Annotated in this window: 16 protein-coding genes; 6 read left to right on the top strand and 10 right to left on the bottom strand. The window is 51.1% G+C overall.

Going from position 1 to position 14,385, the window contains the following annotated elements:
- Positions 1–111: 111 nt before the first annotated feature.
- Entirely contained in the window at positions 112–1,353 is a 1,242-nt protein-coding gene (locus DXU84_RS17435) for a diguanylate phosphodiesterase (protein ID WP_153376345.1), read from the top strand.
- 110 nt (positions 1,354–1,463) lie between these two features.
- Here the strand turns inward: DXU84_RS17435 and DXU84_RS17440 are convergent, their stop codons facing one another.
- From DXU84_RS17440 to DXU84_RS17465, 6 genes are all read right to left on the bottom strand, one after another.
- Positions 1,464–1,721: a biofilm development regulator YmgB/AriR family protein gene (locus DXU84_RS17440; RefSeq protein WP_014416580.1), complete on the bottom strand. Its 258-nt coding sequence runs from the start codon at positions 1,719–1,721 to the stop codon at positions 1,464–1,466.
- Between the two features lie 99 nt (positions 1,722–1,820).
- The gene (locus DXU84_RS17445; protein WP_223510022.1) at positions 1,821–2,156 is read right to left on the bottom strand and encodes a biofilm/acid-resistance regulator YmgB/AriR; all 336 of its coding nucleotides are present in this window, start codon (positions 2,154–2,156) and stop codon (positions 1,821–1,823) included.
- On the bottom strand, positions 2,137–2,430 hold the full coding sequence (locus DXU84_RS17450) for a hypothetical protein (RefSeq protein WP_013577924.1): 294 nt from the start codon (positions 2,428–2,430) through the stop codon (positions 2,137–2,139). The genes DXU84_RS17445 and DXU84_RS17450 overlap by 20 nt, the downstream gene beginning before the upstream one ends.
- A 183-nt stretch (positions 2,431–2,613) precedes the next feature.
- Positions 2,614–2,853: a regulatory protein YcgZ gene (gene ycgZ, locus DXU84_RS17455; protein ID WP_013577923.1), complete on the bottom strand. Its 240-nt coding sequence runs from the start codon at positions 2,851–2,853 to the stop codon at positions 2,614–2,616.
- Between the two features lie 171 nt (positions 2,854–3,024).
- Positions 3,025–3,567 (bottom strand): GNAT family N-acetyltransferase, encoded by a 543-nt coding sequence (locus DXU84_RS17460; protein WP_013577922.1) that lies wholly within the window; start codon positions 3,565–3,567, stop codon positions 3,025–3,027.
- Positions 3,568–3,594: 27 nt separating this feature from the next.
- On the bottom strand, positions 3,595–4,509 hold the full coding sequence (locus DXU84_RS17465) for a LysR family transcriptional regulator (RefSeq protein WP_153376347.1): 915 nt from the start codon (positions 4,507–4,509) through the stop codon (positions 3,595–3,597).
- 114 nt (positions 4,510–4,623) lie between these two features.
- Between DXU84_RS17465 and DXU84_RS17470 the strand changes: the two genes are divergently transcribed.
- Both DXU84_RS17470 and DXU84_RS17475 read left to right on the top strand, forming a co-directional pair.
- A complete protein-coding gene (locus DXU84_RS17470; protein WP_153376349.1) occupies positions 4,624–6,012 on the top strand; it encodes an MFS transporter in 1,389 nt (462 codons plus the stop codon).
- Positions 6,009–6,398 carry a hypothetical protein gene (locus tag DXU84_RS17475; RefSeq protein ID WP_013577919.1) on the top strand — a complete coding sequence of 130 codons (390 nt, stop codon included), beginning with the start codon at positions 6,009–6,011 and terminating at the stop codon, positions 6,396–6,398. The genes DXU84_RS17470 and DXU84_RS17475 overlap by 4 nt, the downstream gene beginning before the upstream one ends.
- Positions 6,399–6,454: 56 nt before the next feature.
- Here the strand turns inward: DXU84_RS17475 and DXU84_RS17480 are convergent, their stop codons facing one another.
- From DXU84_RS17480 to DXU84_RS17495, 4 genes are all read right to left on the bottom strand, one after another.
- On the bottom strand, positions 6,455–7,726 hold the full coding sequence (locus DXU84_RS17480) for a cytochrome c (RefSeq protein WP_370461805.1): 1,272 nt from the start codon (positions 7,724–7,726) through the stop codon (positions 6,455–6,457).
- A 15-nt stretch (positions 7,727–7,741) separates the two neighbouring features.
- Complete coding sequence (locus tag DXU84_RS17485) at positions 7,742–9,511, bottom strand: GMC family oxidoreductase (protein ID WP_013577917.1); 1,770 nt, start codon at positions 9,509–9,511, stop codon at positions 7,742–7,744.
- 45 nt (positions 9,512–9,556) lie between these two features.
- Positions 9,557–10,282, bottom strand: a complete 726-nt coding sequence (locus DXU84_RS17490; protein ID WP_153376353.1) for a gluconate 2-dehydrogenase subunit 3 family protein — start codon at positions 10,280–10,282, stop codon at positions 9,557–9,559.
- A 489-nt stretch (positions 10,283–10,771) separates the two neighbouring features.
- Positions 10,772–11,794, bottom strand: a complete 1,023-nt coding sequence (locus DXU84_RS17495) for a LacI family DNA-binding transcriptional regulator (RefSeq protein ID WP_153376355.1) — start codon at positions 11,792–11,794, stop codon at positions 10,772–10,774.
- A 359-nt stretch (positions 11,795–12,153) separates the two neighbouring features.
- On the opposite strand from DXU84_RS17495, the gene DXU84_RS17500 reads away from it, so the two are divergent.
- The 3 genes from DXU84_RS17500 (at position 12,154) to chbA (ending at position 14,373) form a co-directional block, all read left to right on the top strand.
- Positions 12,154–12,474, top strand: coding sequence for a PTS sugar transporter subunit IIB (locus DXU84_RS17500; protein WP_013577914.1), 321 nt, complete (start codon positions 12,154–12,156; stop codon positions 12,472–12,474).
- Between the two features lie 127 nt (positions 12,475–12,601).
- Positions 12,602–13,960, top strand: a complete 1,359-nt coding sequence (gene chbC / locus DXU84_RS17505) for a PTS N,N'-diacetylchitobiose transporter subunit IIC (protein ID WP_013577913.1) — start codon at positions 12,602–12,604, stop codon at positions 13,958–13,960.
- A 65-nt stretch (positions 13,961–14,025) separates the two neighbouring features.
- Positions 14,026–14,373, top strand: coding sequence for a PTS N,N'-diacetylchitobiose transporter subunit IIA (gene chbA, locus DXU84_RS17510; protein ID WP_013577912.1), 348 nt, complete (start codon positions 14,026–14,028; stop codon positions 14,371–14,373).
- The last annotated feature ends 12 nt before the right edge of the window (positions 14,374–14,385 follow it).

Here is a 14,385-nt window from a genome sequence, read left to right on the forward strand (position 1 = left end):
GGCATTTTTTCACCACAATATGTTAGCGAAGATAATCAATTGAGATTTTTCCGTAAATAAAATTTCTGTTATCGTGGGGTTCATAACTGAAGCCTGCCCTGGAATTTCTTAATGCTTTTAACCCTCGTCTACCGCAGCCACATCAGTGACTCTGTCCTGCCTGCTTCTCTGGAAGAGATGGTGTCGCGAGCCAACATCGGGAATGAACGCAACAGTATTACCGGTATTCTGCTTTTTGACGGAATGCACTTTTTCCAGTTGCTGGAAGGGCCGGAAGAGGCCGTCGATGCTATTTATAATACGATTTGCAGCGATCAGCGGCATAATAATGTCGTTGTTCTCATGCGTGATTACGCGCCGTCGCGCCGCTTCGGTAATGTGGGGATGGAACTTTTTGACCTCAGGCACCATCACGAAGATGTTGTCCTTCAGGCCGTGCTGGATAAGGGGACGTCCAAATACCGGCTGACCTATGAAGACCGCGCGCTTCAATTTTTGTGCACCTTTGTACAGGCTCGTGAAAAGGAAAATTATCTCGAAATTCTTCCGGCGGATTCCTGGTCTTTTATCGCCGATGAGTCACTGAAACCTGAAGCAGGATTTATCTTTCCCGAGATGAAGGATTACAGCTTTACGTATCAGCCCATTGTTGATCCACTGAGTCGCGAGATTACCTCTTACGAAGCCCGTCTGTGCGGTCCAGGTGGCGGTTCTCCGATGGAGTACTTTTCTGCGCTTTCCAGAACAACCATTTATGAAGCTGACCTGAAAACCAAAAAGCTGGCTTTTGCACTGGCACAGAAGATGGGGATCAGCGACAAAACGCTGACAATCAAACTCTTGCCTATGACGTTAGTCCGGGTACCTGATGCTATCGGATTTTTAGTTCATGAGATTACTGCTCATGGTCTGGTTCCGGAGCAGATTGTCGTGGCAATCACCGAGAACGGCGTCGTGACACGCGAAGATAATTTCGTTACAGCGTTGCAACAGCTTAAAGCCTCAGGAATGCGACTGGCGATTGATGATTTCGGCGCAGGATCAGCGGGATTGTTGTTGCTGACTCAATGCCAGCCGGAAAAGATTATGATTGACCGCAATATGATTTGTGACATTCATACCAGCGGACCCAAACAGGCCATTGTTCAGGCCATTATCAGGTTTTGCTCTTCTTTGGAAATATCGGTTATCGCGACGGGTGTTGAAAAAGCAGAAGAATGGATGTGGCTCGATGCGGCAGGGGTGTGTAATTTCCAGGGCTCGCTGTTTGCTTCACCAAGGCTAAATGGAGCACCGGTTGTCGCGTGGCCGGAAGTTAAGCAGGAATATCTGTTAACAAACCGAAATCTTTAAATATCAAAAGTCCGATAAAAGATTTCAGTAAGATTAAATGAATCAGCCGGACAAATATAAAATATTTATCCGACTGATTCGCAAAGTCTTAACGCTACGCAGGTGATATATTATACGACATCATCATCAGGAGTGCGGTATACGACGTATTCAAGTGCCTCTAAGTATACATCCTGTTTACCCGAATCACTTTCCTGCTCAATTTTTTGAATCAGGTAAAGAATAATATCTTTATGGGTTACCCGTTCTTTCCTATTTTTTAAATTATTATAAATACGGATGACAGTTTCATTTCCGACCAGAAGTTCCGGGTCTTCTGTCAGAATATAATCAGCTAATTTGACATGAGTATAAGACACATCTTGCATTTTGATACCCTCCGCACTTGCTGTTTATGAGTGAAGTCACGTTCGGTTTTCAAAAATGAACGTGAAATTATTAAATATAATATATCTAATCAGCCGGGATCAGACGCCGGAATTTTCGGGTGTCATACCCACAACCATTTCCAGTGCACTACGCAGAATATCCAACTGCACCACATCGGATGTGCATTCAAGCTGTGTAATCAGGTGCAATATAATGGCTTTATTTGTCACTTTGCCTTGTTCGGCCAGAATGACGCGAATAGCGGCACCCAACACTTCGGTTTCACTCAAAAACAGTTCGCCCGCATTGTTGAAATAGTTATAAACATCTGAGTGATAAACAGAATCTGTCATCGTCTGGGATGGGTTTGAATTCATCGCATCGCCCTGATTTAGCGAATGATTCTTTGATGAATCAATGTCTTTTCTTGTCATCGGACGGCCCTTCAGCATTGAAAAAGTGTCGTACATTATCGACATCCCGCACTTCGTAGGTAATTCGCGCACGTTTATCAGCCAGATCATGGCGGATCTCATTAATAATCCGCTCGCAGGCACTTTTCCGATTTATGTTGTCAGCACTTGCAGCCATAAACTGTAATTGTGCGATGAGTCTGTCAGTCGATATCGGGTTCTTCGATTTAAGCAAGGAAATTACGGCCTCACCTATCAGCTTATCAGTCAGTCTTTCTTCATTACTTCTGTACATATTAGCAGCCTCTGAATATATGCCGGCCAAAGTTCTCGGGCAGATTAGCTTCAGGTTCAGAGTTGGTACTTTACGCCTGAGGGCATAAAATTTGGTAGGCTGTGAATTAATCAAGCCCGCATAATATGTCGAACTGAAATGCTATGAAGCCAATCTTTGCACTATGATCTTAATCAGGGTGGATCATGAATCTCGTTCAAGTACCAGACGGATAAGCTTCATATAATGCTTTTCCTCTTCTTCACTTCCAGCCGCTTCAACACGATTTAAAAGTTTTGAACATAAAGCTTTGCGATTGAGGTTCTTTCCTGCCTCAAGAATTTCAACAACAACGCGCCCCATTGTTTCCTCTTCAGAAAAGACCTGACTGTATAAGGAATGAGACGTGTCCGGGGCCATTCCGTTGTGTCTGTTCTGACGCATAATTAACCCTTATGTTAATAGATGTGTGAGTAATGATTGCCTGTGTGACTATAAAGTTATACAAGATATGGAAAGTTGTACAGGTATTTTTAGAAAAAAAAAGCTAGCAATGCCTGAGACTCAGAATTTTCCGATCTCAGGCGGGGGACGATCGCCCAAGGTGGTTTTATGTCAGCTGAACGATGGGCCGCTGACTGTGCGCGGGTTGGTCTGCCGGTAAAGGTAACTGCCCGTGCCATGGAGCGGATCGCCCTCAAAACCCACTTTCTGCATGCCGATTTTTTCCAGAACGCGCTGTGAAGCCAGATGATTTTCACGTACGGTAGCCGAAATCCGCGGTATGCCCAGTTTCTCAAAACCGGTGCTGAGCGCTGTGCTGGCAAACTCCGTTGCCAGTCCTTTTCCCCACGCTGTTGTCGCAAAGCGATAGCCAAGAAACACACGGTGATTTTCGTAGCCTTCACGGATACCCAGCCCGCCGAAACCGATAATCTGATCCGGTTGATGATTGTGCGCAATGGCCCAGTGCCCGTAACCATTATCCGGCCATTCCCTCAGCCAGCTGTTCAGTTTTTCCTGTGCTGCCGCGATGTCCGGCAATGGCCCGCGCGGGTTAAAAAGATTGGTTTGCGGATCGCCGTAAATAGCAAAAAACGTGGGAATATCCTCAGCCGTAACAGGCCGGAGCAGCAACCGTGATGTCTCGATGATCATAATGAATGTTTCCTCCCGTGAGCTGAGTTAAATCTTAGCTTGGGCGGGGAACTCCGCCAGCCAGCTTTGCAGAAAATCAATAAAGCTTCGCACCTTTTCAGGTACGTGACGGGTGTTAGGATACAGCGCGAAAATGCCCTGTGGCGGAAAACGGTGACCGGGCAGCACATGGCATAAACGCTGTGCGTCGATTTCCGGCTGCACCAGCCAGTCCGGCAACAGCACGACGCCTGCACCTGCCAGTGCAAAGGCTAACAACGCCGAGGCGCTGTCGGCCACAATGGCGGGCGGCGTTGTCACGCGAAACGGGTTTTGCTTTCCCTGAGCATCAGTGACCGGCCAGCTCATAGGTAACGGCAGACGGCTGTGAGCGATCCACCGGCTTGCGGCCAACTGGTCCGGCGTACTGATGTTTCCGTGTTCGCGCAAAAAGGCCGGAGATGCCACCGGCAGTATACCGAAACGCCCGAGTGCGGCGGCGTGATGACTAGAATCAGTCAACTGGCCGAGACGGATCGCCAGATCAAAACGTCCGGCGATCAGGTCGTCGTGATGTGAAGAGGCGACGTGCTGAATGCGCAGTTGCGGATGCAGTGCAGAAAACGCCGCCAGCGCCGGAACCACCACGCGCGCGCCGTATTCCGGTGTACTGGTGATCCGCAACTGACCGCTCAGGCCAGCGTGATCACGACGCACGTCGTCGAGCACCGCTTCGGCTTCCTGCAATAAATCCTGACAGCGTTGATAAAAGCGTTCGCCTGATTCCGTCAGTGCCAGCCGCCGGGTACTTCGGGTCAGCAGTGCGACGCCAGTTTCACTTTCCAGTTGCTTCACATTAAAACTCACTACCGCTTTGGTCAGCCCGAGAGAGACTGCTCCGCCGGTAAAACTGCCTGCGTTAACCACCGCGACGAAAATCTCCAGCCGCTGTAAATTCAGCATTCTGTGTGTCCTTACTGTCAAAATAATTTTGACAGTGTAACTGCACCGCGTCCGTTTATCCGTAAGAACTTCTCCGTTACATTGCCCGCCTTTACCCATTGTGGATACGTAAGAATGAGTCACAGGGCGCGGGTTGCCGCAGTGTATTTGCTCGGTTTTTTCGTTGATCTGATCAACATGTTTATCGCCAATGTGGCGTATCCCGGCATTGCACGGGAATTTCAGGCACCAGTCAGCGCGCTGGCGTGGGTCAGTACCGGATATATTCTGGGGCTGACACTGGTTATTCCGCTCAGCCGCTGGCTGGCGGGGCGTTTCGGTGCGCGGCGGGTGTTTATCCTCTCGCTGACGATTTTTATGCTTGCCTCACTCGCTGCAGCGGGCGCCGCAAGCCTGACCACGCTGATTGGCTGGCGGGTTTTGCAGGGGCTTGGCGGCGGATTGCTGATCCCGCTCGGGCAGACGCTGACTTATGCACTGTACCGCAGCCATGAACGCGCCCGGCTGTCTGCGGTGATCATGCTGGTCGGGCTGCTGGCACCGGCGCTGTCTCCGGCTCTCGGCGGCATTATCGTGGACAGTTTTAGCTGGCGCTGGGTGTTTATTGCCAGCCTGCCGCTGTCGTCGCTGGCCTGGGTTCTGGCACTGTGCTGGCTGCCGCAAACGCCACGTGAACCGGCAGGGAGGTTCGATCTGAAAGGATTTGCGCTGCTGAATGGCGGGCTGGCGCTGGTGCTATGGGGGCTGACATCTCTGGGCGAAAACAATGAATGGCTGAGCGGCAGCGCATTATTCGTGGCCGGTGCAGGGCTGATGACGATGTTTGTACGGGGATCGCGAAAACACCCTGAGCCGCTGCTGGATCTGACGCTGATAAAAGATCCGTTATTGCGCACCGGCATGCTGATTTATCAGTGTATTCCCGGTGTGTTTACCGGCGTCAGCCTGATTGCCATGCTGTATCTGCAGAATGAACACCACTTCTCGGCGGCGCAGTCGGGCGGGCTGATGTTGCCGTGGTCACTGGCGTCATTTGCTGCCATCAGTTTTACCGGCAAAATGTTTAACCGGCTCGGGCCGCGGGCGTTATTTATTCCGGGCTGTCTGATTCAGGGCGCGGGTATTGGTTTGCTGGCGCTGCTGAGTGTGTTTCCCGCAGCGCCGTGGCTGGCAATCGCGGCGTTTACGTTAATGGGGGCTGGCAGCAGTCTGTGCAGCAGTACGGCGCAAAGCGCTGCGTTTTTACATATCCGTACTGAACAACTGGCTGACGCCAGCGCCCTGTGGAACATCAACCGCCAGCTGAGTTTTTGTCTTGGCGTGACGCTGGTCAGCGTGATGCTGAGTGCCTGGCAGCTTTCTGTTCCGGCATTCGCCTATCCGCTGAGTTTCACCGTTGCGGCGTCCAGCGTCATTATTCCCATCATGTTGTGTCTGCGGTTACCGGGGCACGCCATTATTCTGGAACGGCTTCTACAGGAACACCAACAGGAAAAGTTATGAATCGTTTTGTGAAAGAAGTGTTTGATGCGCATGGGTTAATTCAGCGCTGGTTTTCAGACTCCGCTGCACCTGGGCAGGTTTGTGATGAACTGCTGGCGCGGTTTAGTCCGGCCTATTCGATGGTAACGATCACCGGCCACCGGCTGGATCATCCGGCATTGTGTGCTTTTTTCAGGGCGCAGCGGGGCGCGAAAAGCGGGCTGAAGATTGAGGTCGAAAAGCCGGTGGTGATTGCTGAAAGTGAAAAAGGCGCGGTAGTCGCGTATCAGGAACGCCAGCAGTTGCCCGGCCAGCCGGAAACACTGCGTTATTCGACGGTGTTATTTGTGGTGGATGCAGAAGGGAAAATTCTGTGGCGTCATTTGCATGAAACGCCCGCTGCCTGATCGCCTATAAAAAAACGGCCTTCCGTGAGGAAAGCCGTTTGAGCCTGCAAAAGTGATTACTTCGTCAGGGTTTTTCTGACTTCGCTGACGTCTTTCGCCGTCACTGCCGGTGCGTTGTTGCCCCAACCCTGACGGATAAAGGTCGACAATTGCGCCGCTTCTTCGTCCGTCAGACGGCTGGCAAAGCCCGGCATCACCAGCGTGGACGGCGCACGTGCCGTTGACGGTTGCTGCGCGCCCGCCAGAATGGTGTGGATCAGCCCGGTCGGATCTTTCGCGTTCACAATCGTTGCCTGATCCAGTTGCGGGAAAACGCCCGGTGCACCTTTGCCGGTGACAAAGTGGCAGGCGCCGCAGTTATCCAGATACAAACGCTCGCCTTCGCTGAGATTTTTCGCCGCCGTCAGTCTGGCTTCGGTCGCGCTGGCTTTCTGTGTGTCCTCTGCCGGAACCGGCGGGTTACCGCCCAGGAATTTGATGTAGGCCGCGATGGCTTTGAGGTCGTCATCGGTCATGTGTGCGGTACTGTTTTCCACCACAGACGTCATTTCGCCACCAACTGCTGCTTTGTCATTACGCCCTTTGCCCAGATAATCGGCAATTTCCTGCTCGTTCCAGTGCGCCACGCCGCGCAGGGAAGGCACATCCCAGTTATTCAGACTGCCGCCTGCCAGGAAATCAGAGTCGCTGCTGTCCAGCGCCTTTTCATTCATGCCGAAACCGCGTGGGGTATGGCAACTGCCGCAGTGCCCGAGACTTTCCACCAGATACGCACCCCGGTTTACCTGCTCAGAAGCGCCACCGATTGGCTGGAAAGGTTTGTCAGACGCGAATGCCCAGTTCCAGAAACGCATGCCCCAGCGCTGGCTGAACGGGAAACTCAGATCGGTTTCAGGCGGTTGTTCTGCGCTCGGTTTTACGCCCTGCATAAAGTAAACGTAGAGCGCGTGCATATCCTGATCGTTGATTTTAGCGTAATCCGGATAAGGCATTGCCGGATACAAACGGGTGCCGTCCGGCAGAACGCCTTTGCGCACTGCATCCGAGAATTGTGCTTCGCTATAACCGCCAATACCGTGGTCTTTATCCGGTGTAATGTTGGTGGAATAAATGGTGCCCAGATTGGAGTTGATCGCCAGCCCGCCTGAAAACGCCGGTTTCCCCGCCACCGTATGACAGGCGCCGCAGTCGCCCAGACGCGCCACATATTCGCCCTGTTTGATCAGCGCTGCGTTGTCGGGTTGTGTATTGGTATCCGCCTGCGCATTCGCCATAAAACCCGCCCCCAGCAGCAAGGCGTTAGCGATAAATAAACTTTTGAGTTTCATCCTGTTCATCTCCGCTTATGCCTGAACCAGTGGACCGGGGTTTTTCAGGTACTGATCTTTAATCGCCTGCGCCGCCATCAGGGTGATCGCGCCGATGGTGTCCGTCGGGTTAGCCTGGAAGTTTTGCGGGAAAGCGTTACCGCCCGGCACAAATACGTTATGCACATCCCAGCTTTGCAGGAACTTGTTCAGCGCCGAGGTTTTCGGGTTATCGCCCATCACCGCGCCGCCCACGTTGTGGGTAGAGACGTATTTGGTCAGGTCAAAGTGCGCGTCCATCGGCAGGAAGCTTTCGCTGTAACTGTCCGGGTTCAGCTCTTTGGTGATATTGCCCACGATGCCTTTCAGGTATTGCTGCAATTTGAGTTCGTTCTGTTTCCAGTCGAAAGTCATGCGCAGCAGCGGATAGCCATATTCATCTTTGTAATTCGGATCCAGATCCAGATAAATATCGCGGTAAGACTGGCAGGTGGTGGTGATGCTGATTTTCATCGAATGGCCGTACCATTCTTCCATGCCTTCTTTCCAGCCGGTGCCCCACGCAGGCGTGCCTTTTGGCAGCGAGGTGCTGATTGGCGTGCCGGTGGCCTGCGAACTGTGAATTTTCGCACCGCCGATAAAGCCAAGGGAAGGGCCGTCGAAGTTGCCCGGAGAGATATCGTTGAACATCTGGCCGGTGGCGCCTGCGGTGGCAAACGGATTGAAGTTTTTGTCTTTGAAGAACAGCGTCGAACCGCCGTTACTGAGGAACGCATAGTTGCGGCCAATCACGCCTTCTTCGGTGATCGGATTGTAAGGCTTGCCGATCCCGGACAGCAGCATCAGCCGCACGTTGCAGAACTGGAAGCTGCTCAGTACCACGATTTTCGCTGGCTGGAAGCACTCGTTGCCGTCTGCATCCATGTAGATCACGCCTTTGGCGGTTTTCTTATCATCATGCAGTTCGACTTTCAGCACATTGGCATGCACTTCATAAGAGAAGTTATCCATGCGTTTCAGCGCGTCCATCACCGCCGTTTGCGGCGACGCTTTCGAGTAGTTCAGGCACGGGTATTTACTGCAATAACCGCAGTAGTTACACGGCGCGATCTGGTTGCCGTACGGGTTAGTCCAGGCGCGGGACACGCAGGCTGACGGGTTCGGGAACGGGTGATAGCCCATTTTTTTGGTGACTTCAGCAAACATGCTGCTGTTGAGCGTGTCTTCCAGCGCAGGCAGCGGATACGGCTCGGAACGCGGCCCTTCGAACGGATCCCCGCCTTCCATAATCTGACCGCGCAGGTTGCCGGTTTTGCCGGACTGACCGCAGATATGCTCAAACTTAGTGTAATACGGCTCAATTTCATCCCAGGAGAAAGGGAAATCCATGATCCGCATGTCTTCCTGCAGGATGCCTGGTTTGTAGGCTTCGTCAGCGTAAGTTTTGAGTTTTAAATCGGTCGGCGTCGGGCGAATCAATACCGCCGTCCAGTGCAGACCGGAACCACCCACGCCGGTACCCGGCGCGAATGCACCCCATTTACGGGTTGGCAGGGCGGTTTCACTCATGTTGTAACGCACGGTGACAGCGGCTTCAGCCGGCGTCGCCATGACTTTATTGCGTACCGCGTAGGCATATTCGTCCGCCGGTTTCGGGTAAGCAAATTCTTCGTAGCCGCGATCGCCGCCACGTTCGAGCGCACGAACGGTCAGGCCCGCCATCGCCAGCTCGATACTCATCAGCGAGCCAGCCCAGCCGAGGCCGACAACAACGACGTCGACTTCTGGTTTAGTTACTTTTGCCATCTTTAATCCTGTCAGTCATCAGAAAACGGTAATAGGGCGAGGCACTCAGGCACGCGCGCCCTGCAGGCTCACAGGCCCCAGCGGATACGGGACATTGTGCTGCTTAACCCACTCAGTGAAACTGGCGCGTGCGCCGGGGAAGCCGATGGCAATCCACGCCTTCATCCCTTTGTTCCCGCCGTAGATCGGGTCTGCCAGATAGCCGTGTTTGGTGTCTGAAAGCAGTTCGCTGAAGAATTGCGAGGCGACAAGATTTTCTTCGCCCGCATCGGCAAATTTGATGCCGTTTTTCTGCAACTGCGTCAGCACATTGTCTTTGTCCTGATCGGCCAGTTCATGGAAGGCTTTCTGATGATTTTGCTGACACCAGGCGTTCGCAATACGAATGCCGGTTTTGTAGATTTGCTGCGGACGGAACGGGATCTGATACCCCATTGTCGCCGGAGCATGCACGTTGAACGGGCCCTGCATATAGATTTCTTCGCCGAAATCGCCGTGCATTTGCTGATCGATAAAAATCGGCACATTGGTTTCGAGTGCGCCCGGTGCTTTGCCTTTGCCACCCGCAGGGATCAGGCTGTCAGCGGCGGCCATAATAAACTGCCACTCATCGGCGCTGAAAAATATCGGTTTATATTCGAGTAAATCCGGGGCAGCCATTTCTGCAGCTTGTGCCGCTGACAGCCCTTTCATCATGATGGTCCCGACAGGCAAAGCCATCAGCGACCCAAGTAAAAACTTGCGACGGGTTGTTTTTTTTTGAAGGAGCATAGAATTACGACTCTCACATGCCTGATGTTAAGTTTGGGTTAATTATTATTATTTTTTGGGTACAAATCGATAATATCACCGCTACATCTAAAATAAATGAATAAATTCCCCATGAACTATAAGGCGGGAAATGCATTAAGGAGTTCCACAGGTTTAATTTGATTTAAAGTCTCATTAAATCAATGATATATTGATTGTTTTTATTGTGAATGGCTAAGGGGGAAATAGCATTGTTTATCAAAGTATTCTTCATGATTTTGTGGGTAGAATTTAGATCAATATAATTCCGTACGGAAAGTTTCTGTTATTTGTTGTTATGAATGTTAGCTAACATTTTTAACAAATAAGAATGAGTTTCAATTGTCAGGGTTATTTATAACCGGGAAAAATATAAAGTTGAATTAATTACGCGGACAACTCCCTCCCCTGCGAAGGGGAGGGTTGGGGTGGAGTATTATGGTTAAAACAAAAGCTGAAGTGTGCAAGGCGCTAAGCTGATTCCCGAATAACCAGTTTGTAACCCATATCAACAATAGGTTCATCAACCGCGATGCCTTCAATTTTATCCGCCAGCATATCTGCCGCGCGGATGCCTAAATCCCATTTTTCGACGCTGACGGTGGTTATCGCCGGGCGGTTATGGGCAGCAAAATTCAGGTCCGCGAAACCGATCACCGAGAAATCATCCGGCACGCGTAAACCCTGCGATTCGGCTTCCATGATTGCGCCCTGCGCCAGGGTGTCGGAGCTGCAAATGATGGCGTCAAAGCGGTGATCGCTGGCGAGCAGTTGGCGCAGTGCCTGGCGTCCGACTTCCATATTCGCCGGACGGGAAACAATCACTTCTTTAATGTCGTGCTCAGGAATGGCCCGCAACACGCTGATTGCCCCGTTTTTACGCACCATTGCGCGGCGATCGGAAGCACAGATAAAGCCAAAACGCCTGAAGCCTTTGCCGAGGAAATAGTCACCGATGGCATTGCCGACTTTTTCGTGCGAGAAGCCAATCAGCATATCAATCGGCGTGGGCGTTAAATCCCAGATTTCTACTACCGGAATATTGGCGTTAAGAATGATTCTTTTCAGTTCCGACGTGTGATGAATGCCGGTCAGCACAATCCCGTCCGGTCGGCGCGAAAGCAGGGTAGCGACAATATCGGTTTCATCTTCCGGCTCATAGCCGACAATACACAACAGCATGTGATAACCCCGTGCCGCTAACTGATCGCTGATGGCCTGCACGGTATCAACAAACATATTGTTGTTAATCTGCGGCACGACGACGGCAATGAGTTTCGTGCGGCTGGTCGCCAGACCACCGGCCAGCATATTGGGGATGTAACCGGTACTTCTCACGGCTTCCATCACGCGGGCAATGGTCGCCGGGCGCACGACTTTGGGATTGTTTAAGGCGCGGCTGACCGTCATGGGTGAAAGGCTGGCGGCCTGAGCAACATCTTCGAGCGTAGCCGTACGGGAACGGCCTTTCTGAGCATTTATTTTATTATTCAAAGCGTTGACCACTGAATTATGGCGTCAAAATAGTAATGTTTGCGCAATCATTGCCAGTTTCTCATATTGTCCCCTGCTTGGGTAAGTGTAAATGTTAACTTCTTGTTGCGTGGCCGTGCGTCTTTATCTTATTTATCCTCGCGAGTTATTTACCCAAAACGTGAAGGGAGTCATAAGGGATGGTCAAGGAGAGACAATTTCTATAAGTTCCGAATTATCGCGCCCTGAAGTGATGCCGTATACTGCTTTCAGGCAGAGACGATTCGTTATCTTCAATTTATTTGCTCTGAATACATTCTCGCAGGTGAAGGAAAAACCGTTGCCTGAGCTGCAATTTATCGGGATATGAGGGTTTTATCATGGAAAAGAAAGTCATTTATTTGTTTTGCTCCGCCGGAATGTCAACCTCGTTACTGGTTTCTAAAATGAAGGTTCAGGCTGAGAAGTATGAGGTCCCGGTCATTATCGAAGCATTTCCTGAAACACTGGCTGCAGAGAAAGGTGCGGCAGCCGATGTCGTTCTGCTTGGGCCGCAAATTGCCTATATGCTGGATGAAATTAAAAAAGTCTTGCCGGGTAAACCGGTTGAAGTGATCGATTCTGGCCTGTACGGCAAAATTGACGGGTTAGGTGTTCTGAAAGCAGCCGTTGCTGCGATCAAAAAAGCAGCAGCACAGTGATCTTACGTTTTTCCTTATTTTAAAATTGAACGTCTTTATATTGAAATTTTTAAGTCAAAGAGAACTCCAGTCAAAGAGCGAATTTCTTCCCCTGGCCGCCAGATGGCGGCATTAAAGGAAAATACCAATGAGCAAAGCCATTGATTCACTTGAAAAGATACTTCTTCCTTTTGCCGTTAAAATAGGTAAACAACCGCATATTAATGCCATTAAAAATGGCTTCATAAAACTCATGCCGCTGACCCTTGCGGGTGCCATGTTCGTTTTAATTAATAACGTATTCCTGAACTTTGGTGCCGGTTCTTTCTTTTATTCTTTAGGCGTGCGCTTAGACCCGTCAACTATCGATACGCTGGCCGGTCTGAAAACCATCGGTATTAATGTTTATAACGGTACGCTCGGTATTATGTCGCTGATGGCGCCATTCTTTATTGGCATGGCATTAGCGGAAGAACGTAAAGTTGATTCCCTCTCCGCCGGTTTATTAGCCGTTGCAGCCTTTATGACCGTGACGCCATACAGCGTCGGTGAAGCTTATGCGGTGGGCGCAAACTGGTTAGGTGGCGCGAATATTATTTCCGGTATGGTAATAGGTCTGGTTGTCGCAGAAATGTTTACCTTTGTGATTCGCCGCAACTGGGTCATTACCTTGCCGGCGAGTGTGCCGTCTTCGGTTTCCCGATCCTTCTCCGCGTTAATTCCGGGCTTTATTATTCTGTTTATCTTCGGGGTTATTTCCTGGTTACTCGGATTATATGGCCACAACTTCCACCAGATTATTATGGATTCAATTTCCAAACCTCTGGCGGCAATGGGCAGCGTGGTTGGCTGGGCGTACGTGATTTTCAACTCACTGCTGTGGTTCTTTGGTGTACACGGATCTCTGGCGCTGACCGCGCTCGACAACGGCATCATGACCCCGTGGGCGCTTGAAAATATCGCGCTGTACACCGAATACGGTTCCGTGAGTGCCGCGATTGATGCAGGGAAAACCTTCCACTTCTGGGCCAAACCGATGCTGGATTCCTACATCATGCTGGGCGGTTCCGGTGCAACCCTCGGGCTTATCATCGCCATCTTTATCGCCTCACGCCGTGCCGATCATCGTCAGGTGGCAAAGCTGGCACTGCCGTCAGGCATCTTCCAGATTAACGAGCCTATCCTGTTTGGTCTGCCGATTATCATGAACCCGGTGATGTTTATCCCCTTCGTGCTGGTCCAGCCGATTCTGGCCGCCATCACGATCGCCGCGTACAGCATGGGTATCATTCCTCCGGTCACTAACCTGGCGCCGTGGACCATGCCGACCGGGCTTGGCGCTTTCTTTAACAGTAACGGCAGCATCGCGGCACTGCTCGTCGCATTGTTCAATCTCGGTATTGCCACGCTGGTGTACATGCCATTCGTGATCTTGTCTAACAAGGCGCAGGCGATTATTGAAGAAGAAGAAAGCGAAGAAGACATTGCCGCTTCACTGAAATTTTAATCTGAACGGAGGGCGGGCAGAGGCCATCTTCCCGCCGTTATCCGGCCAATCATGGAGAGACAGAGATGATGGATTTAGACAGCATTGTTGAAACTGAAAGCGAAATGCAGGATCTCGAAGAAGTGGTGATGGGGTTGATCATCAACTCCGGACAAGCACGCAGCCTGGCTTACGCGGCGCTCAAAAAAGCCAAAGAAGGTGATTTTGAGCAGGCGCGTTCGGTGATGGCGCAGTCAAAAATGGCGCTGAATGAAGCGCATCTGGTGCAGACTCAACTGATTGAAGGCGATCAGGGCGAAGGAAAAACCAAAGTCAGCCTGGTGCTGGTGCATGCACAAGATCACCTGATGACGTCAATGCTGGCCCGCGAACTGATTGCGGAACTCATTGAGCTTCATGAAAAAATAAAATAACGTAGGGAGCCA

The sequence above is a fragment of the Rahnella sp. RcJ3 genome (assembly GCF_009498575.1).
Lineage (GTDB): Bacteria > Pseudomonadota > Gammaproteobacteria > Enterobacterales > Enterobacteriaceae > Rahnella > Rahnella aceris.